Below are 18,882 nucleotides of genomic sequence, written 5' to 3' on the forward strand. Positions count from 1 at the left end.
ATGGAACCCTTTTCCTGGATCTTTCTGCTGAGCGGGCTCTTCCTCGGCTGGTCGCTCGGGGCCAACGACGGGGCCAACACCTTCGGCACCGCGGTCGGCACGCGCATGGTCCGCTTTTCGACCGCGGCCTTCATCGCCAGCGCCTTCGTCATTTTGGGGGCGGTCTTTTCGGGCGCCGGGACCACCGCCAGCCTGGGGCGGCTCGGTGAGGTGGCGAGCCTGCCCGGGGCCTTCATGGTGGCCCTGGCCGCGGCGCTGGGGGTTTACCTGATGAACCGGCGCGGGGTCCCGGTTTCAACCAGCCAGGCGATCGTGGGGGCGATTCTCGGCTGGAACCTCTTCGTGGGGCGCCCCATCGACCCCGCCCACTTCGGTAAGTTCGCCGCGGCCTGGGTGGTGACCCCCTTTATGTCGGCCGCGATCGCGGTGTTGCTCTACCTCCCCTTGCGCGCCTTCGTGCGCGGGGTCCGGATGCACCTTTTGACCCTGGATCTGCTCGCGCGCTACGCGCTGATCGCCGCGGGGGCGTTCGGCGCCTACTCCCTCGGGGCCAACAACATCGCCAACGTGGTGGGGGTGTTCCTCCCCATGGCCGACCGGCTTTTTTTGCCCCTCGAGGTGGGAGGGGTGGTGGTTTTGTCGCCGGTACGGATGCTGCTGTTGCTCGGTGGCTTGGCGATTGCCGTCGGCATCTACACCTATTCCTATCGGGTGATGATGACCGTGGGCCGCGACATCGTTAAGCTCACCCCGCTCGCGGCCTGGGTGGTGGTGGTCTCGCAATCGCTGGTGCTCTTGGCTTTCGCTTCGCAACGCTTCGCCGGTTTCGTTTCGTCGCTGGGGCTCCCGCCCCCGCCGCTGGTCCCGGTCTCGAGCTCCCAGGCGGTGGTCGGCGCCGTGGTGGGGCTCGGGCTGCTCATCCCCGGGGAACGGGTGCGCTGGGGGTTGCTCCGGCGCATCGCCGCCGGGTGGATCCTCGCCCCGCTCACCGCCGCCGCGGTGGCATTGGTCGGGCTTTACGTTTTGCAAAACGTCTTTAACCTGCCGGTGGTCCCTTAGGCCCCTGGCAATCTGGAGGCAGCCGAGTGGGCGCTAAGGGCCTTGATCGGGTTTGACCCGCAGGCTCCGCAGGCGGTTGACCGCGCCAGCGACCTCGAGGACTGAGGGCCGATCAAACCTTGGTTCAAATGTGAGATTCCTCCTTTTTTTGCCTCTTCTGGCGTTAATTGAAAATCGGAGGTGAAAAAGTGGGAAGGTTGGTGATGCTGAGCGGTGGCCTCGATTCCGCGGTTCTGCTCTACCGGTTAGCCCGGGAAAGACGGGACGATTTGGTGGCGACCTACCTCGACTTGATGCTGCCTGCGACTTGATGCTGCCTGCGACGCCGCGGGAGAGGCGGTCGGCCGAGGTCGTGGCCTCGGGGCTGGGGGTACCGTTCTACGTCACAAAGCTGCCCGAAATCGAATTCCTGGGCAGGAAATTTGCGCCCTGGGAGCAGGCCTATCCGGTACCCGGGAGACAGAGGGCGGGATGGACCGATCCATGCGAAACGATCACCAACCTGGCTGTTTTGGCGGGGCGTCTTGGATTTGAGCGCGTCTACCTGGGTGTTGTGCGCGATGATCTGCAGGCCTTCCCCGAGCTTGGGGGTTATCTCGAACGGCTTCGCGCTTATCTGGAGCCACTCGGGGTAAGTTTGTTGACTCCGCTGGCCGGGATGTCGAAGGTTGAGGTCGTCCGGGATGCGCTCCGACTCGGGGTACCCGTGGACTTGACGTGGAGTTGTGTCCGCGGCTCTCAGGAGCCGTGTGGCGAATGCACGCCTTGCCAGACGCGCAAGGTGGCTTTGGAGGCTGTCTTGAGCGGACAGGCAGTTGGCGCCGATGCGGCTTGAGCTGGAAGGGCTTTGGCGTGAGGCTTTTCGTTCAGGAGGCTCGGGGTCGACCACTGGACCCTGAGCCTTCTGTTTCTGTGGAGCGTGACAGTGTTCGTTGGTGATCAGGTTCGTCTGTTGCCTGTTGAGCGTGAGCATGTGCCGCGCATCATCGCCTGGATGCTGCAGGAAGATGTCATCGGCACGGCGTTTTTCGGGGATCCGCGGCCCCAAAGCCTGGAGGAGATGGAAAGCTGGCTTTCGCGCTCGCACAGTGCGAACGACGCGCGGTTTTTCATCATTTTGAATAATGAAACTCATGAACCCATAGGCGAGGTTGCGCTCAGGCCCATCGATTGGAAAAATCGCTATGCCTTCGTTTCAATCTTCATTGGTGAGCGAAAATACCGCTCGCAAGGACGGGGTCTCGAGGCGCTTCGCCTGCTCGTCGCCTACGCGTTCGAGGGGTTGAATTTGCACCGCATTGAAGCGCTTGTTCTTGCGGACAACACGATCGCCAATCGCCTTTTCAAGAAGGCCGGTTTTACCCACGAGGGCGTGAGACGATCGGTAATTTGGAAAAAGGGGAAGTGGGTAGACCTCGACGTGTGGGGGCTTTTGGCTCAAGAGTGGTACCCCCAGCACGAATCGTAGAAGGGTTGTTATGGGACGGCGGGTGTTGTACGAGGTTCGCGGCCTCACCAAGCGGTACCGGCGCGGGAATGTTCTGGCCAACGACGGGATTACCGTAGATATATACGAAGGGGAGATCCTCGGCATCTTCGGGCCCAACGGTGCCGGGAAGACGACATTCGTCCGTCAGCTCGCCGGGCTGTTGCGGCCCAGCTCGGGCTCGATTCTGCTCGGTGGGCGGAATATCGTCGAGTTTCCGGATCTGGTTTCGAAAACGGTCAGCACGGTTGGCCAGCGGGTTCCCGTGTTCAGGTATTACCGGGCCGCCGAAGTCTTGCTGCACGCCAGGGTGCTGCGGGGGCTGCCCCTCCGGGTCGCCGAGAACCTGGCCAAGGAACTCCTGGAGCGCTTTGACCTCCTCGATCAGGCCTCGAAACGCTTTAGCCGCCTGAGCGGGGGACAGCAGCGGGTATTGACGCTCCTCACCGCGTTCATGGGCGAACCCCGGGGGGTGTTGCTCGACGAACCGACGAGCAACCTTGACCCCAGGAACCGGAGGCGGGTTTGGGCGTTCCTCGAGGAAATGCGCCGGGAGCGTGGTCTGACCGTGGTCGTCACCAGCCATATCCTGGCTGAGGCCGAGGGTTACCTCGATCAGGTGATGTTTATCGATCGCGGCCGTGCGGTCGCGCTGGGCACGCCGGTAGAGCTCAAGCGGCTCGTTTCCCGCCGGATGGTGGTCGAAGTGAGGGTGAAAGAGGGCGCGGCCCCGAAAGCGGAAGCGTTTCTGAATCGCATACAAGAAAAGGAAAGAAAAACGCCCCTGCTTTGGGTCTTCCGGCCGCGTGCCGATGAGTTGGGCCGGTTGCTCGAGGCCGCCGCCTCGCTGGCGCGCGAAGGGCTCGTGGATGAGGTTAAGGTGGTCAGCCCGACCATGGACGACGTCTATATCCATTTGACGGAGCAGGCGAGCTCACAGCTGGGGGGAAAACGGTGAAGGGGGTGCGGGACTTTTTGTGGTTGCTCCGCGGCGAGCTCTACATTCTCCGGGACACCTGGTACTGGCAGCTGGTCCACACCTCGTTCGTGGCCTTTGCTTATCTCATCTTCCTGGCCATCCTCGTGGGCCGGCGCGGGTCCGTGGATCTGAGTTATTTGGTGGTTGGCAGCCTGGTCTTCGGGATGGCCCTGTCTGGCATGCTGACGCTGGGACAGAACGTCGCCCACATGAAGGAGGCCGGTGTCTTCGAGTACTTCGCCTCCCTTCCCGTTTCCAAGCTGACCTACATCCTGGCGTTGGCAGCTCGCGGCACCCTGCTGGCGCTGCCGTCGGCGGCCGCGATCTGGATCCTGGCCTGGTTCTTCCTGGACGTCCGTCTGCCCCTGGTTGCGGCCCCTGTCTTGCTGCTCGCGGGTTTGGCCATGGCGGGCTTCGGTGCGGTCATCGGCTTTTTTAGCCCCTCGGCCGTGGTGGCGTTGCTCGCGACGCAGATTTTGCAGGTCGTCGTCGTGTTTTTCTCTCCGGTTTACTACCCCGCCGCCTTGCTGCCAGACTGGCTGCGCCTCCTTTCGAATCTCTGGCCCACCACCCACGCGGCTTCGGCTTTGCACGCGGCGTTGAACGGGGACCAGGTGGGGCTGATCAAGTCCGCGCTGATCCTGGTGGCCTACACCCTGCTCACCTTGGTGCTCGTTCCCAGAAAGCTTCCGTGGCGAATGGTCGAGGAATAGTCCTTTTTGAAGGCCCTGGTCGGGCTTTCCGACTTGTAAAGCGTCTCCCGGTTTACCCCTGAACGCATGCAGGTTAAACTGGGCAAGAGGGAGTTTGACTATGCCCTACACGGTAAGCCCCAAAGGGCAAGTGGTGATTGCCAAGGAGATCCGCGAAAAGCTCGGCGTGAAACCGGGCTGGATTGCGGTGCAGCGCCTGGTCGGTGACCACGTGGAGATCTACTTTCTGCCACCACCCCACCGCCGCTCGCTCAAAGGGCTGCTCGCGGACAAGATTCAAACCCGCCTTTCCGTGGAAGACTGGCCCGCAGCTCGTGAGCGCGCTTGGCGGGCTGCGTCGGCGGATGAGACCCGGTGATAAGGTCCTTGGTTGACACCAGCGTGGTCGTGCGTTACCTGACCGGTGATCCCCCGGAGCTCGCCGAGCGCGCGGCGCGGGTTTTGGATGGGGGGCCGGTTGCCCTCACCGACGTGGTGCTGGTGGAGACGGCTTACGTGCTCACCACCATCTATGGGGTGGAGCGGGCCCAGGTGGTGGATGCTCTGGTGGCCTTCTTGCAGAAGGAGAACGTGGCGGTGGCGGGCCTTAAGAAGGAAACCGTCATCTCGGCACTCCTGCTCTGCCGGCCGTCGAAGAGGATTTCTTTCGCCGACGCCTTGATCTGGGCTGTGGCCAAAGAGGGGGGCGCGCCGGTGTATACTTTGGACCGGCGCTTTCCCAAAGACGGTGTTGAGATCCGGTTTCCCTAGCTTGCCTTACAAGGTTTAACTTTGAGGCTCCGCAGGCGGTTGACCGCGCCAGCGACCTCGAGGGCCCGGGGAAGGGCGAGTTCGGGGGAAGCTTCGAGTGCGTAGAGCCCCCGGGCCCTGGCTTCTTCCACGAGCCTTTCGGCGAGTTCCCTGAGTGGCGTTCGACCGTCGGCCAGGCGCTGCATCTTTTTGAGCATCGCTCCGATGGCCCGGGCCTGGCTGTCGTCAACGAGCTGCTCAAGGCCGGTGAGGTCGATGGTCTGGTGGCCGAAGAGAATTTCCCGAAGCCCCCGCGTCTTAATCTTTTCCCGCCCGCCCCGCTGGGGGTCGAAGGACTCGGGCAGCGGGCAGCGAGGGGTGACGCGGATGGGGTGCTCCGGGGCCGACGGCGACCGGCGCGAGGGGAGTTCGCTGGCGATCTTTCGGGCGCGCTCGGTGACGTCGTGGGGCCGGTAGGCCTCCATCAGGATGACCCGGTCGGCCACGTCGAGGTAGTCGCCGTTGCCGCCGACCACCATCACCGTGGAAACGCCGAGGCGCTCAAAGAGCTCGCGGACCCGATCGAGCAGGGGGGTGATCGTTTCCCGCTCGACCAGGCGCTGCATGCGGGCATCGCGGGTGAGGAGGTTGGTGGCTGAGGTGTCCTCGTCGATCAGGAGCACCCGGGCGCCGGCCTCGATGCCCTCGAGGATCACCGCCGCCAGCGAGGTCGAACCCGAGGCGTCCTGGGTCTGGAAGAAGTCGGTTCGCTTTCCCCCCGGGAGGTCGCGGATAAAGGGGCCGAGGTCAACGCCGCTGATCGAGCGGCCGTCTTCGCTGCGCACCTTGAGGGCCTCGGCCCGGGTCACCACCCACTCCCGTCCATCGCCCGGGGCGTGGGGGTAGACGCCCTGCTCGAGGGCCTCGAGCAACGTGGTCTTGCCGTGGAATCCGCCGCCGGTGATGATGGTGACCCCTTCGGGGATGCCCATCCCCACCACCTCGCCGTGGTGAAGGGTCGGCAGGCTGACCCGGAGCTTGGGCGGGGCGGCGAAGGGAACGGCTCCCTCGAGGGGCTCCTGGGCGATGCCGCTTCGCCGGGGGAGGATGCTGCCGTCCCGCACGAAGGCCACCAGCCCCTTTTGCGCCAGCAGCTGTTGCAGGTGGGCGTGGTCCTCTGCGAGCTTGGCAAAGCGCCAGGCGAGGTCTTGGTCGAGGTGGGACCAGTGAACGGCGGCCGCGGCTTTTGGGATGGCCTCGGTAAGGAGCTTGGCCGCGGCCCGGCCCATGATGCTCCGCCCCCGGGCCGGGAGGCCCACCCGGAATCGTAGCTCGAGGTACGCCCCGGTGATCTCAGCCCCGGAGCGGAGGAGGATCTCGGCGCCCGGCGCGTCAACGAACACCCTGCCTGAGTGGCCGGTGCCCCCACTCGGGGGGATTTCGCGCGCCGCGCGGTGAAAGACTCGGAGCAGATAGTCCAAAAGGCCTGTCTTTCGGGGCTCGCTCGACCACAGCGCTTCTGGAATCGAGTGGACGGCGCGGGGAATCCTGAGACGAACCTTGGAGGGGGTGGCGAAGGGGTCGCCTTGCACGTGGTCGAAAAATAGGGTGACCGGCCCCAGCTGCCAGGGGCCGAGAAGGCGTTTGTAGGCTTTGTAGCCACGGCCCTCGAGGCCAAAAAGGGTGCGTCGGAGCTCTTCCAGGTCGCGCACGGGGCCATTATCGCAGGTCAGGACCGGTGGCCACCGAGAGCCAGCCCGACGCCGGCGAGCATCACCGCGGCCCCGGCGAAGACGCCCGGGGCCGGTACCTCGTTGAAGATGACGAAGCCGAGCAGGCTCGAGACCACCGGTTCAAAGAGCACGAAGAGCGTGACCAGGGTGGGTCCGAGGAAGCGCACCGCGTAGTTGAGGCTGGTGTGGCCGATGAGCTGGGGGACCAGCGCCATGAGGAAGATCCAAAGGTAAAACTGCTGGGCATGGCCCAGGTAGCCGGTGCCGAAGAGCCAGGGAAGGGGCAGGAGGACGAGGGCCGCCGAGGGATAGGCCACCGCCACGTAGCCGGTGGTTCCGAGCGCCTTTTGGGCCTCGCGTCCCAGGATGAGGTAGAGGCTCACCGCCCAGGCGCCAAAGAGGGCGAGGAGGTCGCCGAGGAGCGGCCGGTTCCCGAGGCCGCCGCTTCCGGCGTCGCTCAGGCCGATCAGAACGCCCCCGGCGACGGCCAGCGCGATCCCGAATAGGGTTTTCCGGTGCGGCCGGCGACCAAAGAAGAGCCACTCGATCCCGGCGACCCAGATGGGGTTGGTGGTGACGATGGTCACGCTGGCGGCGATCGAGGTGTAGGCGAGGCTCGCGATCCAAAAGCCAAAATGGAGGGCCAAAAAGACCCCAGCTCCAGCAGCCAGGAGGTAGACGGCCCGACGCTGTGGCTTTTTGAGGCTCTGGGCGGCGAAGGGCAGCAGCATCGCCGAGGCCAGGAGCAGCCGCCCGGCGGCGATCAGCATCGAGGCCCCGAGACCCGCCTCGCCCAGGGCACCGTAGGCCAGACGGATGAAGATGGCGGCGGCGCTCACCGCCAGCACGCCGATCGCGAGAATGGCGTAGACGCGGCCTTTCGGCATGGCGAGATTCTACCGGGAAAGCGGCTTAAGGCGCGGGTTTGGTGTAGGCGTAGGCGCCGGAAGAGAGAAAGGCCAGGATGCCCCGGGCGATGCCCTCGGCGACTTTTTGACGGTAGCTGGATGCGGCCAGGCGCCGCCCTTCCGTGGGGTGGTTGGCAAACCCCACCTCGACGAGCACCGCCGGGATGCGGGCGGTGCGGAGCACGAAGAGGGGGGCTGACTGCACGCCCCGGTCCGGAGATCCGGTCTCAGAGGTGAGGCTTTTTTGTAGCTTTTCCGCGAGCTTTTGCGAAAAGCCCAGGTTGGCCTGGGCCAGGAGGTCTTTGAGCGCTTTGTCGGCCGCGGTTTCGGTCTCCCGGGTGAGCTGGCGGCCGACCTCGCCGCCACCGTTTTCCCACACCGCCAGCGCCTGCGCCTCGGCGTCGATGGCGCGGCCGAGGAAGTAGGTCTCGATGCCCATGGCGGGCTTCGGCGCAGAGTTGACGTGGATGGAGACGAAGAGCGTCTTCTTGGTGTCGGCCATGGCCGCGCGTTTTCTCAGGTCGGTGATCTTTCGTTGCCAGAGGTCCTTGAGGCCTGCCGGAGCCAGATCGGTGTCGCGGTCCCGGGTCAGCACGACCTTGATCCCGCTGGCCTCGAGGAGCTTTTTCACCCGGAGGGCGATGTCCAGGGTGACCGCTTTTTCCACCACGTAGCCGACCGCCCCCGGATCGGGGCCGCCGTGCCCCGGGTCAAGGACCACCACCGGTTTTGGGGGGTCCGGCCCTTTGGGCTCGGCGCGAGCTTTGGCCGGGGCTTTTCCGATGAAGTCGACCACCAGCCGGAAGCTCTTTTTGTCGAGGCCCTCGAGGACGAAGTCCTTTTCCTTGACGCCCTCGGCGACGTAGACCTGCACCACGGTGCCGGCGATGGTGGGGATGACCCGGTAGGCGGCGACCTCGGGGCTTTCGACCTCGACCGTGTTCGCCTCGAGGCGAACACGGTCGATTCGGATCTCAAAAATACGGCCCTGATCGGAGATTTGGTAGGTGGTTCCGAGCGGAAGGTCGAAGACCAGGCGCGTGAACCCCTCGTGCAACCCTACGCGAGGCGAGGCGAGGGCGATGGTGGCGGCGAGGAGAACGCTGGTGGCGAGGACGCGGCGCATGCTTATGGGTTTATTGTACGTCTGGGAAATGTGGGACTGTGAGAGAGCGTATCCTCATGTTCGGCTAAGATACGGGGGTGATGTGGGGCCAGGGGCGCGGTTTCCCTTTGGCACGCGCATTCGCCCCTGGGAAGTGAGTGCGAGAAACGAAAGGGGGTCGGGTAGGTGGATTTCGGAGCCGAGCTGCGTGCAGCTTTGATGGTGGCGGCTTTCGCGGTCCTGGGAATGTTCATCGTCTACGCCACGCTGTTTTTGTCGAGGCTCTTGGTGGGCGTGCGGCCGAAGACCGGCGCCAAGCTCGAGACCTACGAGTCCGGCGAAGTGACGATCGGTTCGACCGAGGTCAGGGTGAGCGTGCACTATTACCTCTATGCGCTGCTCTTCCTGATCTTCGACGTTGAAGCGGCGTTGCTCTTTCCCTGGGCCCCGGCGTTTGACAAGCTGGGCTGGCTGGGCCTGATCGAGGTGACGTTCTTCGTCTTGATGCTGGTCGGCGGGCTCGCCTACGCCTGGATGAGGGGGGTGCTGAAGTGGGTCTATTAGGCAGCGAAGCTCGTCCCCAAAACATCATCGTGGGGACGCTCGATGACGTGATCAACCTGGCGCGGAGCCGGAGTCTCTGGCCGCTCACCTTTGGCATCGCCTGCTGCGCCATCGAGATGATGGCGGCCTGGACGCCCAAGGTCGACGCCGATCGTTTGGGCATGTTCTTTCGCAACAGCCCGCGCCAGGCCGATTTGATGATCATCTCGGGCACGGTCAACAAGAAGATCGCGAGCCGGGTCAAGCGCCTCTATGAGCAGTTGGCCGAGCCCAAGTGGGTGGTGAGCATGGGGGCCTGCGCCAACCAAGGCGGGCCCTTCCGGCAGGGCTACTCGGTGGTCGAGGGGGTCGACAAGATCGTCCCCGTGGACGTGTACGTTCCCGGCTGCCCGCCGCGCCCGGAAGCGCTCTTGCAGGGGCTTTTGCTCCTCCGGGATAAGATCGCCGACCGGAGGCTCCGCTACCAGCAGCCCCGGGTCGCGGTCACCGATTACGACGTTTTCGCCGAGCCGGGCAAAGACGGGAGGGTGCCGGTCCTATGAGCCTGAGGTTCAAAACGCACCAGGCGTTCGACGAGGTGGTCTATGCCGTCCACCCCGAGGACTACCGGCCACTCTTGGAACAGCTCAAGGGCGAGGGGTTTGACTATCCCCGGAACCTCACCGGGATGGACGTCGAGTACGGGCTGCGGGTGGTCGTCCACCTCACCCGGCTCGAGGACGGCGCCAAGGTCACGGTCTACACCGACGTGCCCTATGACGCGCCCGAGCTTCCCTCGATCACCGATTTGTGGCCGGGCTTTGAGTGGTTCGAGCGGGAGGCCTACGACCTGGTGGGGGTCCGCTTTCGCGGGCACCCCGACCTGCGCCGGATCTTGACCGAGGATCACTGGACCATTCACCCGCTGCAAAAGCGCTATGACACCGGGGGTTACGAGCTCCCCGGATGGCGTCCGAAGCCCTGGCCCGAAGTGGCCGATTGGGAGGACGCGCCCGAGGACGACGAAGGGGGTGAGGCGTGAGAGGGCCAACCCAGATCCTGCCCACCGACCGGGCCGATGAGATGCTCATCAACATGGGGCCGCAGCACCCGGCGACCCACGGGGTGCTGAAGGTGGTCATTGGCCTCGAGGGCGAGCGCGTGACCCGGGCCGTGCCCCACATCGGCTTTCTCCACCGCAACCACGAGAAGATCGAGGAAGCCCGGACCTACCCGCAGATCATCACCTACACCGACCGTATGGACTACGTTTCGGGGCTGCAAAACGAGCTGCCCTTCATCCTCGCGGTCGAGGACCTCCTCGGGGTCGAGGTGCCAGAGCGGGCCAAGTACCTCCGGGTGATCTTCTTCGAGCTCTACCGCCTTGCCAGCCACCTGGTCTGGCTCGGCACCAGCATGCTCGATCTCGGGGCCATCACCCCCTTCCTCTACACCTTCCGCGATCGTGAGCGGATCCTGGAGATCGTCGAGAAGACCGCCGGGGCCCGGATGCTGCCCAACTACTTCACCTTCGGCGGCGTACGCCGGGACGTGCACCCCGATTTCTTCAAGGACGTGGCCGACTTCCTCGACTTCTTCGAAAAGCGCCTGCCCGACTACTACGCCCTGGTTCTCGACTCGCCGGTGTTCCAGGCCCGGGCCGTGGGGGTCGGTGTTTTGCCCAAGGCGCGGGCGATCGCCCGCGGGGCCTCGGGGCCGGTGCTCCGGGCCAGCGGCGTGGCCTACGACGTGCGCAAGGCCGAGCCGTATGACGCTTACCCCGAGATCGAGTTCGAGGTCCCGGTGCGGGAAGAGGGCGACGTCTACGCGCGTTTTTGGGTTCGCTTCAAGGAAATGGAGGAGTCGATTAAGATCATCCGCCAGGCCCTCGAAAAAACGCCCAAGGTCGGTCCCTACAAAGGGAAGGTGCCGGCCCGCATGAAGGTCCAACGCTCGCGCTACCGCGCGGTTGAGATCAGCCGGGGCCACCTGGGCGTGCACGTCGTGGGCGACGGGACCGACCGGCCCTACCGCATCAAGCACCGTTCGCCCTCGTTCGCCAACTTGCAGCTCATCCCCGACCTGCTGGTCGGATCCCGGTTCGCCGACGCCATCGCGATTCTCTCTTCGCTCGACCCGGTGTTTGGGGAGGTGGATCGATGAGGTGGCGCTGTGACGCGCTTGGAGGTCAAGTATGAGCCGGATGCCCTTGCCGCTCGACCGGCACGTCAAACCCAAGCTGGTCGGCTACGACCCCACTCGGCCACGGCCGGGCGTTGAGCGTGTCGCCTACACGCTCTTCTTTGGTTCGCTGTGGGTGCTGGTGGTCGTGGCTTATGGCCTGGTGCCGGCGCTCTTTCGGGCCCAGGGATGGCTCGATGGCGCGCTCGGATTTTTCTTCTACGCGGTGATCGAGGCCCTTTTGGCCTTCGGCATCGCCGCCGTGGTGGCCCTCATTCTGATCGTGGTCTTGCGGAAGTATTTGGGGAAGGTCCAGGAGCGCGTGGGCCCGATGCACTACGGGCCGGCGGGGGTTTTGCAAACCGTTTTTGACGCCCTGAAGCTTTTGGGCAAGGAAGACTTCGCCCCCGCCAACGTCGATCCCCTGATCTTCCGCCTGGCGCCGGCGATCACCTTCGTGAGCGCCTTCTTGATGCTGGTGGCGGTGCCGGTGGCCGGGGGCTGGGTGATGGCCGATTTGAATATCGGTCTCCTCTACATCGTCGCGGCCAGCACCCTGGGCGCTTACGGCGTGGTGCTGGGCGGGCTCGCCCAGGGCGGTAAGTGGGGCATGCTCGGCGCCTTCCGCGCCGGCGCGCAGCTCGTGTCCTACGAGGTGCCGCTGGCGCTCGCCCTGCTCGCGGTGGGCGTTTATTCGGGCAGCCTCCGCCTCAGCGACATCGTCGAGCACCAGTACGGCCTGTGGCACGTGGTGCCGATGTTCATCCCCTTTTTGGTCTACCTGGTGGCGAGTATCGCCGAGCTCAAGTCCACGCCCTTCGATTTGCCCGAGGCCGAGAGCGAGCTCATCGGCGGTTTCAACACCGAGTACTCGGGCATGAGCTTCGCCTTCTTCTTCCTGGCCGAGTTCGTCGAGCTCTTCCTCCTGCCCGCGCTGGTGGTGGTGCTCTTTTTTGGCGGCTGGCACGGCCCGCTCTTCGGGTTGGACCCCGCCTCTTTCGCCGCCCAGGCGCTGCAGAGCTTTTACTTCCTGGTGAAGACCGCGGTCTGGGTGTGGATCTTCATGTGGATTCGCGCCACCCTGCCCCGTTTCCGGGATGATCAGCTGATGGACCTGGCTTGGAAAGGACTGTTGCCGCTGGCCCTCTTCGGGCTCATCCTGGCGGCCTTTCTGCGGATGTTCGTGGAGGTGGTATGAGCCTCTTAGCCGAGGTATGGGAAGCGGTTCGGGCCATTGGTCAGGGGATGGCGGCGGTCAACCGCAGGGTCGGGGAGTCGGCGGTGACCGAGTTCTACCCCTATCAAAAGCCCGAGATTCCGCCGGTGAGCGTTCAGTTCCTGGCGCTCATTCAAAACGAGGACGGGAGCGACCGGTGCGTGTCCTGTCTGGCCTGCGAGCGGGCCTGCCCCAGTCAGGTGATCACCATCGAGCGCAAGCGCAACCCGGCGGGTAAGGGGTTTGTCCTCGAGCGCTTTGACCTGGATTTCGTCAACTGCATGCACTGCGCCAACTGCGTCGAGGTGTGCCCGGTGAGCGCCATCGTGACCGTGGGCGATTTCGAACACGCGGTGTACGACGTGAACATGCTCAAGGCCGACAAGGCCTTCCTCGACGAGATCGGCCGCAGGGCCCAGGTCTGGTACAGCCCCAAGTTCGGAGTTGAAATCCGCAAGCCCGACGGCAGCATCGAGAAAGCGCCGCCCGAGATGCAACCGGGCGGCCTGGCCGAGCTTTTGGCCGGAGAGGAGGGGGCGTGAGTCTGGTCGCCTTCGCGATTCTGGCCGGCCTCATCCTGGCGGGCGCGTTGGTGGTGGTGTTTTCGTCGAACATCGTTCGCGCCGCGGTGGCCCTGGCCTTTACCTTCTTCCTGATCGCGGGGCTCTACTTCATGCTGGGAAGCCCCATGCTGGCGGTGGTGCAGTTCGCGGTCAACGCCGCTGCCATTCCGATCCTGACCCTCTTCATCATCATGATGACCCGATCCCGGAGCGTCCGTCCCGCTTCGGGCATCTTCGTTTTGGTCGCCCTGGCGGTGGTCATCGCCTTCGCGGGCGGGCTTTGGGCCTACCTCGGTGGCGCCGAAACCCAGGTCTTCCCGGTGTCACCGGAGGGGATCGGTCTGCGGCTTTTGAGCGTGACCCTGCTCCCCTTCGAGGTGGCTTCGGTGCTCTTGCTGCTGGCGATGGTGGGCGCGATCGTCCTGGCGAGGAGGGTTGAGGAATGATTACGCTCGGGCATTACCTCACTCTTTCCGCGGTGCTCTTCGCGATCGGGCTGTTCGGCGTTCTGACCAAGCGCAACGTCATCGCGGTGCTGATGTCGGTGGAGATCCTGCTGAACGCTGCCGCCATCGCCTTTGCCGCCACCGCGGCCTACCGCGATCCGCTGTTTTTCTCCGGCCAGCTCTTCGCGCTCTTCATCATCGTGGTCGCCGCCGCCGAGCTCTCGATCGGGTTTGCCATCCTGCTCACCCTTTACCGGCACGCGGGGAGCGTTTCGACCGACGCCATTGAGGAGATGAGGGGGTGAGTCGGTGATCTACGCGAACTTGTCCTACTGGATTCCACTGCTGCCGTTTCTGGGCTTTTTGATGCTCATCCTGCTCGGCCCGCTCTTCCGGGGGCGGCTTTCGGGCTGGTTCGCCACCCTCACCATGGCCCTGGTCGCCTTCCTGGCCCTCGGGCTCCTGGCCGAGGCGCTTCGGGCCGCGCCCCAGTGGCGGCTGGTGGGCACCGAGGTGGAGCTCGCCCGGGGCGCGCTTTCCGGATTTCCCTTCCGGCTTGAGTGGCCCTGGCTTTCCATCCAGGGCGAAGCCGGCATTTCGCTGACCTTTTACATCGACCAGCTCGCGGCCCTGGTGGTGGCCATGGTCGCCGTGGCCTCGCTCTTTATCCACCTCTTCTCGATCGGCTACATGAACGGTGAGGACCGCTACCCCACCTTCTTCGCTTACCTCCAGCTCTTCACGGCGGCGATGCTCACCTTCGTGATGGCCGGGAACTTCTTCATCGCCCTTTTGGCCTGGGAGGTCATGGGGCTCATGAGCTATTTGCTCATCGGCTTCTATTACAAGAAAAAGACCGCCCAGGCGGCGATGAAGAAGGCCTTCCTCACCACCAAGCTCGCCGATCTGGGCTTCATGCTCGGCCTGTTTTGGCTGTATAAGGAGCTCGGTACGTTTGATCTCGCCACCGTTGCTGAGAAGGCGGCCTTGCTGGCGGTTCCCGTAGCCGCCGGCATCGGGCTTTTGGTGTTCGTGGCGGCGATCGGCAAGAGCGCCCAGTTCCCGCTCCACGTGTGGCTTTTGGACGCGATGGAGGGCCCGACCCCGGTCAGCGCCATGATCCACGCCGCCACCATGGTGGCCGCCGGCGTCTATCTCACCGGCCGCTTCTACCCGGTCCTCGAGCAGGGGCAGGCGCTGGGGTACGTGGCCTGGATCGGTGGCATTACGGCGCTGTTCGCCGCAGTGTTGGCGCCTGCTTTCGCCGACGTGAAGAAGATCATGGCCTGGAGCACGGTGAGCCAGCTCGGTTACATGTTCCTGGGCCTCGGCGTCTTCGGCTGGGCGGCGGCGATGTTCCACCTCCTGACCCACGCCTTCTTCAAGGCCCTGCTCTTTTTGGGTTCGGGCTCCATGATCCACGGCTCGAAGACCCAGGACATCTTCGAAATGAACCGGCTCGGCCGGTACATGCCCTGGACCTGGGTCACCTTCGCCGTCGGCGCCCTGGCCCTTATTGGCGTGCCGCCCTTTGCCGGGTTCTGGTCGAAGGATTTGATCTTGGACGTGGCCAAGGAGCACGCGCCCGTCCTGTGGTTCATCGGCATGGTGGCCGCCTTCTTCACCGCCTTTTACACCACCCGGATGTTCGTGATTGCCTTCCACCATCCCTCGCTGCCCTCGCCCTGGAAGGCGGCGGCGTGGAACAAGGATTGCCCCGAGCTCAACCTCAAGGCCGAAGACTGTCCCCCCGATCCCGTGCCGGAGCCCGACCACAAACCCCACGAGTCGGGCGCGGAGATGGTCATCGCCCTGGTTGCGCTCGCCGCGCTCAGTTTGATCGTGGGCTTTTGGGGAAGCCCGCTCTTTGGCCAGTCGCTCTTGCTCTTCCTCTATCCCGGCGAGGCCCCTGAGATCATCCCCGCCTCAAAACTGTTCGGCGGCTACGTGATCGGCACCCTGGTCGCGCTCGCCGGCATCGCGGTGGCCTGGGGGCTATATGCCAAGGACCCGCTCAAACAGCGGGCGCCCCTGTGGCTCACCCAGGCCCTGCAGCGCCGGCTCTACATCGATGAGTTCTACTACCGGGTGGTGGCCGAGGTGGCCCAGTGGCCCACCAAGGCGCTGTGGCTCCTGGATACCTACGTCGTCGACGTGGTCGTGGACGCCGTTGGCTACGTGACCATGATCACCGGCCAGGCGTTGAGGTACTTGCAAAGCGGCAGGCTGGCCGTTTACGCGCTCTATATCGCCCTCGGCGCCTTGGCCCTGGTGTTCCTTGGAGGTGCGCGGTGGTAAGTTTGCTGATCGCCCTGCCGTTTCTGGCCGCCGCAATCATTGGACTCATCGCCGACGACCGGGCGGCGTTCGCCAAACGGTTCGCGGCCGGCGTTTCGGGTCTTTTGACGCTCTTCTCGCTGGCGATCTATTTCCTCTACCGGGGCCCGGGCTTTGCCTTTGAGGAGCGCGCTTCGTGGATGCCGTTCCTCGGCGCCGGGTATCACGTGGGGCTGGACGGCATCAGCCTGCCCTTCGTGGTGCTCACCGCCCTGCTCACCTTCGTGAGCGTTCTGGCCAGCTGGAAAAAGGAGGAAAAGAGCTTCTTTGCCCTGTTGCTCGTTTTGCAGGGAGCCATTACCGGGGTGTTCGCCGCGCTCGATCTCATCCTCTTTTTCTTCTTCTTCGAGATCACGCTGGTGCCGATGTACTTCGTGATCGCGGTTTGGGGTTACGAGAACCGGCGCTACGCGGCGATCAAGTTCCTCCTTTACTCCCTGGTCGGATCGGTGTTGATGCTGGCCGCGATCCTGGGCACCGCCTTTTTGGCCCAGGAGACCTTGGGCCGGTTGAGCTTTGACTTCTTCGACCTGCAAAAGGCCGCCGGCGCCATCGCCGCCTTGCCGGCCGCGGGGTTGCTCTTTTGGGGTTTTGCCATCGCCTTCCTCATCAAGCTGCCGAGCGTTCCCGTCCATACCTGGCTGCCGCACGCGCACACCCAGGCGCCCACGGCGGGGTCGATTCTCCTGGCCGGGGTGCTTTTGAAGATGGGTGGCTACGGTCTGATCCGTTTCAACCTGGGCCTTTTCCCCACCCAGCTGGAGCGGTTCGCCCCCTGGCTTGCGGTCCTGGCCGTGATCTCGATTATCTACGGCGGCTACGTGACCCTGGCCCAGAGCGACATGAAGCGCATGATCGCCAACTCCTCGGTCAACCACATGGGCTACGTCCTGCTCGGCATCGCCTCGATGACCACCATCGGGCTGCACGGCGCGGTGTACCAGATGGTGGCCCACGGCATCATCACCGGGTTGATGTTCTTGATGATCGGGCTGCTCTCGGAGCGCACCCACACTCGGGAGATGGCCAAGATGCGGGGGATCTACGCCTCGATGCCGATGCTCGGCGGGGTGATGTGGCTGGGCATGCTGGGCGGTCTGGGTTTGCCCGGTCTGGCCGGGTTCCTGGGCGAGTTCCAGTCGCTCTGGGGCGGCTTTTTGGGCGAGGCCACCCGGCCCTGGGTCTGGTTCGCGGTGTTCGGCATCGTGATCCTGGCCGGCGCCATGCTCTGGGCCATCCAGAGGGTTCTGCTTGGGGAGAAAGAGCGCGACTACCCCGACCTGGGGGCGCTTGAGCTCGCGGCGGTGGCGCCGCTGGTGGTGCTGGCGGTGCTGTTGGGGCTGGTGCCATCGCTCCTCACGCCGTGGATCGACGCCGGGCTCCAGCCCCTGCTTGCCTTTGTGAGGGGGTTGCTATGATCACCTTTCTTGCCGTGGTGTTGCTGGCTGTGGGCGGGATGCTGGTGGCCATGGCGGCGCCGCTTTTGGACAGGCGGGCCGACGTACTGGCCGGGGTGACGGTGGCGATCTTTGGCGTGACCGCCATCATGGGTGCGCTCGCCTACAGCGAACGGGTGCTGATCCTGGCCTCCCTCGAGGCCGGCCCCCTGACCGGGCTGGCGCTGGTATTGCTCTCGGTGGCGGGGCTCGCGGTGGCCTGGTCGGGGCTCACCCGGCCCCAGTCGCTGAGGGGCGGACCGGGCGAGTTTTATGCCTTCTTGCTCTGGGGTGTTCTCGGCGGGGTGCTGCTCGTCGGGGCCAATAACCTGCTGCTCTTCTTCCTTGGCCTAGAGCTTTCGAGCTACGCCACCTACGTGATCGCCGCCTACGACCGCGACCGCCGCGAGAGCGCGGAAGGGGCCACCAAGTACATGGTCCTCGGCGCCCTGGGCTCGGCCTTTTTGCTCTACGGGTTCGCGCTGGTCTACGCGGCGACGGGGAGCATCTACCTCGACGCGATTCGTCAGAGCCTGGCCGGGGGTGTTCCGGCGCTGGCCCGTGTTGGGTTTGCCCTGGCGCTGGTGGGGCTTGGCTTCAAGCTGGCGCTGGTTCCGTTTCACGCCTGGGTGCCCGACGCCTACCAGGGCGCGCGGCCGCTCGGCGGCGCCTTTTTGGCCTCGGTGCCCAAGATCGCGGTGGCACTCGGGCTCATGACCCTTCTCGGGCGCGGGTTTTTCCCCATGAACTCCGAAGCGGGGGGCTGGATCCTGGGGCTCGCCTTCCTCTCCTTCGTGCTCGGGAACCTGTGGGCTTTGCCCCAGGACAACATCAAGCGACTGCTCGCCTACTCGACCGTGGGGCACATGGGGTATCTGGCCCTGGGGCTGGCTGTGGGTGGGGCGTTTGGCTACGCCTCGGCCGGGTTTTACCTGCTCGCCTACCTGCTGGCCGGGGCCGGAGCCTTTTTCGCCCTCGAGGCCGCCGAGGCTGCCGGCGTCCCCTCGACGCTTGAGGGCTGGAAGGGCCTCGGCCGTCGGGCCCCGCTGCTCGGTGCCCTGGTCGCGCTGCTCTTCCTCTCGCTGGCCGGCGTTCCGCTCCTGGCCGGATTTCTGGCCAAGCTCTACGTCTTCGCCGCCGCGGCCAAGGCTGGTTGGTACGGGGTGCTGGTGGTCGCGGTGCTGACCACGGTGCTCGGGTACTTCTACTACTTCAAGGTGCTGGCCGCGGTGTTCCTCGATGCGCCTAAGGACGCCACAGCCCTCAACGTTTCGCCCAGCGCCGTGGCCCTGGTGTTCGTCTTCGCCGGGCTTTCGCTGCTCTTTGGCGTGTGGCCGGGGGCAGCGTTCTCGGTCATCGAACGCGCGTTTTCGGTTTTCCTGGGCGCCTAGGCAGGAATTCCCTGACGCCGCCGCAAAGCGGCGGCGTCTCTTCTTTCTCACCCTGAC

21 protein-coding genes and 1 pseudogene are annotated in these 18,882 nt (G+C 64.8%); 19 read left to right on the forward strand and 3 right to left on the reverse strand.

All coding sequences use genetic code 11. The features are described 5' to 3' along the window. From ACZ5BT_RS05660 to ACZ5BT_RS05695, 8 genes are all read left to right on the forward strand, one after another. A complete protein-coding gene (locus ACZ5BT_RS05660; protein ID WP_464885634.1) occupies positions 1-1,059 on the forward strand; it encodes an inorganic phosphate transporter in 1,059 nt (352 codons plus the stop codon). A 188-nt stretch (positions 1,060-1,247) separates the two neighbouring features. Then, positions 1,248-1,370, forward strand: coding sequence for a hypothetical protein (locus ACZ5BT_RS05665; protein ID WP_464885635.1), 123 nt, complete (start codon positions 1,248-1,250; stop codon positions 1,368-1,370). Then, positions 1,370-1,894, forward strand: a complete 525-nt coding sequence (locus tag ACZ5BT_RS05670; RefSeq protein ID WP_464885636.1) for a 7-cyano-7-deazaguanine synthase — start codon at positions 1,370-1,372, stop codon at positions 1,892-1,894. Before ACZ5BT_RS05665 ends, ACZ5BT_RS05670 begins: the two co-directional genes overlap by 1 nt. A gap of 90 nt (positions 1,895-1,984) precedes the next feature. Next, the gene (locus ACZ5BT_RS05675; protein ID WP_464885637.1) at positions 1,985-2,527 is read left to right on the forward strand and encodes a GNAT family N-acetyltransferase; all 543 of its coding nucleotides are present in this window, start codon (positions 1,985-1,987) and stop codon (positions 2,525-2,527) included. 10 nt (positions 2,528-2,537) lie between these two features. Continuing rightward, positions 2,538-3,503 carry an ABC transporter ATP-binding protein gene (locus tag ACZ5BT_RS05680; RefSeq protein ID WP_464885638.1) on the forward strand — a complete coding sequence of 322 codons (966 nt, stop codon included), beginning with the start codon at positions 2,538-2,540 and terminating at the stop codon, positions 3,501-3,503. Beyond that, complete coding sequence (locus tag ACZ5BT_RS05685) at positions 3,500-4,237, forward strand: ABC transporter permease (protein ID WP_464885639.1); 738 nt, start codon at positions 3,500-3,502, stop codon at positions 4,235-4,237. Before ACZ5BT_RS05680 ends, ACZ5BT_RS05685 begins: the two co-directional genes overlap by 4 nt. 100 nt (positions 4,238-4,337) lie before the next feature. Continuing rightward, positions 4,338-4,595: an AbrB/MazE/SpoVT family DNA-binding domain-containing protein gene (locus ACZ5BT_RS05690; protein WP_464885640.1), complete on the forward strand. Its 258-nt coding sequence runs from the start codon at positions 4,338-4,340 to the stop codon at positions 4,593-4,595. Then, on the forward strand, positions 4,592-4,987 hold the full coding sequence (locus ACZ5BT_RS05695) for a PIN domain-containing protein (RefSeq protein ID WP_464885641.1): 396 nt from the start codon (positions 4,592-4,594) through the stop codon (positions 4,985-4,987). The genes ACZ5BT_RS05690 and ACZ5BT_RS05695 overlap by 4 nt, the downstream gene beginning before the upstream one ends. On the opposite strand, the gene ACZ5BT_RS05700 is transcribed toward ACZ5BT_RS05695, so the two are convergent. The 3 genes from ACZ5BT_RS05700 to ACZ5BT_RS05710 are packed head-to-tail and all read right to left on the reverse strand — an operon-like array spanning position 4,984 to position 8,733. Continuing rightward, a complete protein-coding gene (locus tag ACZ5BT_RS05700; protein ID WP_464885642.1) occupies positions 4,984-6,678 on the reverse strand; it encodes an ABC-ATPase domain-containing protein in 1,695 nt (564 codons plus the stop codon). The genes ACZ5BT_RS05695 and ACZ5BT_RS05700 overlap by 4 nt on opposite strands. 17 nt (positions 6,679-6,695) lie before the next feature. After that, positions 6,696-7,586, reverse strand: a complete 891-nt coding sequence (locus tag ACZ5BT_RS05705) for a DMT family transporter (protein WP_464885643.1) — start codon at positions 7,584-7,586, stop codon at positions 6,696-6,698. 25 nt (positions 7,587-7,611) lie between these two features. After that, entirely contained in the window at positions 7,612-8,733 is a 1,122-nt protein-coding gene (locus ACZ5BT_RS05710; RefSeq protein ID WP_464885644.1) for an N-acetylmuramoyl-L-alanine amidase family protein, read from the reverse strand. Between the two features lie 165 nt (positions 8,734-8,898). Between ACZ5BT_RS05710 and ACZ5BT_RS05715 the strand changes: the two genes are divergently transcribed. The 11 genes and pseudogenes from ACZ5BT_RS05715 (at position 8,899) to ACZ5BT_RS05765 (ending at position 18,825) form a co-directional block, all read left to right on the forward strand. After that, positions 8,899-9,276 carry an NADH-quinone oxidoreductase subunit A gene (locus ACZ5BT_RS05715; RefSeq protein ID WP_464885645.1) on the forward strand — a complete coding sequence of 126 codons (378 nt, stop codon included), beginning with the start codon at positions 8,899-8,901 and terminating at the stop codon, positions 9,274-9,276. Further along, on the forward strand, positions 9,264-9,818 hold the full coding sequence (locus ACZ5BT_RS05720) for an NADH-quinone oxidoreductase subunit B (RefSeq protein ID WP_464885646.1): 555 nt from the start codon (positions 9,264-9,266) through the stop codon (positions 9,816-9,818). The genes ACZ5BT_RS05715 and ACZ5BT_RS05720 overlap by 13 nt, the downstream gene beginning before the upstream one ends. Further along, entirely contained in the window at positions 9,815-10,297 is a 483-nt protein-coding gene (locus tag ACZ5BT_RS05725) for an NADH-quinone oxidoreductase subunit C (RefSeq protein WP_464885647.1), read from the forward strand. The genes ACZ5BT_RS05720 and ACZ5BT_RS05725 overlap by 4 nt, the downstream gene beginning before the upstream one ends. Next, positions 10,294-11,418, forward strand: coding sequence for an NADH-quinone oxidoreductase subunit D (locus ACZ5BT_RS05730; RefSeq protein ID WP_464885648.1), 1,125 nt, complete (start codon positions 10,294-10,296; stop codon positions 11,416-11,418). Before ACZ5BT_RS05725 ends, ACZ5BT_RS05730 begins: the two co-directional genes overlap by 4 nt. Before the next feature lie 31 nt (positions 11,419-11,449). Beyond that, entirely contained in the window at positions 11,450-12,634 is a 1,185-nt protein-coding gene (gene nuoH, locus ACZ5BT_RS05735) for an NADH-quinone oxidoreductase subunit NuoH (RefSeq protein WP_464885649.1), read from the forward strand. Continuing rightward, positions 12,631-13,194 carry a 4Fe-4S dicluster domain-containing protein gene (locus tag ACZ5BT_RS05740; protein ID WP_464885650.1) on the forward strand — a complete coding sequence of 188 codons (564 nt, stop codon included), beginning with the start codon at positions 12,631-12,633 and terminating at the stop codon, positions 13,192-13,194. Before nuoH ends, ACZ5BT_RS05740 begins: the two co-directional genes overlap by 4 nt. Beyond that, positions 13,191-13,649, forward strand: a pseudogene (locus tag ACZ5BT_RS05745) (NADH-quinone oxidoreductase subunit J); the annotation flags it as partial. The gene ACZ5BT_RS05740 and the pseudogene ACZ5BT_RS05745, both read left to right, overlap by 4 nt. 8 nt (positions 13,650-13,657) lie before the next feature. Continuing rightward, positions 13,658-13,966, forward strand: a complete 309-nt coding sequence (gene nuoK / locus ACZ5BT_RS05750) for an NADH-quinone oxidoreductase subunit NuoK (RefSeq protein WP_464885651.1) — start codon at positions 13,658-13,660, stop codon at positions 13,964-13,966. A 4-nt stretch (positions 13,967-13,970) separates the two neighbouring features. Next, positions 13,971-15,959 carry an NADH-quinone oxidoreductase subunit L gene (gene nuoL, locus ACZ5BT_RS05755; RefSeq protein ID WP_464885652.1) on the forward strand — a complete coding sequence of 663 codons (1,989 nt, stop codon included), beginning with the start codon at positions 13,971-13,973 and terminating at the stop codon, positions 15,957-15,959. After that, positions 15,953-17,416, forward strand: coding sequence for a complex I subunit 4 family protein (locus tag ACZ5BT_RS05760; RefSeq protein ID WP_464885653.1), 1,464 nt, complete (start codon positions 15,953-15,955; stop codon positions 17,414-17,416). The genes nuoL and ACZ5BT_RS05760 overlap by 7 nt, the downstream gene beginning before the upstream one ends. After that, a complete protein-coding gene (locus ACZ5BT_RS05765) occupies positions 17,413-18,825 on the forward strand; it encodes an NADH-quinone oxidoreductase subunit N (RefSeq protein ID WP_464885654.1) in 1,413 nt (470 codons plus the stop codon). The genes ACZ5BT_RS05760 and ACZ5BT_RS05765 overlap by 4 nt, the downstream gene beginning before the upstream one ends. Positions 18,826-18,882 lie beyond the last annotated feature (57 nt).

Source organism: Vulcanithermus mediatlanticus (assembly GCF_055385885.1).

What these genes read in the sequence shown, in the direction of transcription:
- ACZ5BT_RS05660 (WP_464885634.1), top strand. Translation starts at nt 1, where the DNA reads ATGGAACCCTTTTCCTGGATCTTTCTGCTGAGCGGGCTCTTCCTCGGC.
- ACZ5BT_RS05670 (WP_464885636.1), top strand. Translation starts at nt 1,370, where the DNA reads ATGCTGCCTGCGACGCCGCGGGAGAGGCGGTCGGCCGAGGTCGTGGCC.
- ACZ5BT_RS05680 (WP_464885638.1), top strand. Translation starts at nt 2,538, where the DNA reads ATGGGACGGCGGGTGTTGTACGAGGTTCGCGGCCTCACCAAGCGGTAC.
- ACZ5BT_RS05690 (WP_464885640.1), top strand. Translation starts at nt 4,338, where the DNA reads ATGCCCTACACGGTAAGCCCCAAAGGGCAAGTGGTGATTGCCAAGGAG.
- ACZ5BT_RS05705 (WP_464885643.1), bottom strand. Translation starts at nt 7,586, where the DNA reads ATGCCGAAAGGCCGCGTCTACGCCATTCTCGCGATCGGCGTGCTGGCG.
- ACZ5BT_RS05710 (WP_464885644.1), bottom strand. Translation starts at nt 8,733, where the DNA reads ATGCGCCGCGTCCTCGCCACCAGCGTTCTCCTCGCCGCCACCATCGCC.
- ACZ5BT_RS05725 (WP_464885647.1), top strand. Translation starts at nt 9,815, where the DNA reads ATGAGCCTGAGGTTCAAAACGCACCAGGCGTTCGACGAGGTGGTCTAT.
- nuoH (WP_464885649.1), top strand. Translation starts at nt 11,450, where the DNA reads ATGAGCCGGATGCCCTTGCCGCTCGACCGGCACGTCAAACCCAAGCTG.
- ACZ5BT_RS05740 (WP_464885650.1), top strand. Translation starts at nt 12,631, where the DNA reads ATGAGCCTCTTAGCCGAGGTATGGGAAGCGGTTCGGGCCATTGGTCAG.
- nuoK (WP_464885651.1), top strand. Translation starts at nt 13,658, where the DNA reads ATGATTACGCTCGGGCATTACCTCACTCTTTCCGCGGTGCTCTTCGCG.
- ACZ5BT_RS05765 (WP_464885654.1), top strand. Translation starts at nt 17,413, where the DNA reads ATGATCACCTTTCTTGCCGTGGTGTTGCTGGCTGTGGGCGGGATGCTG.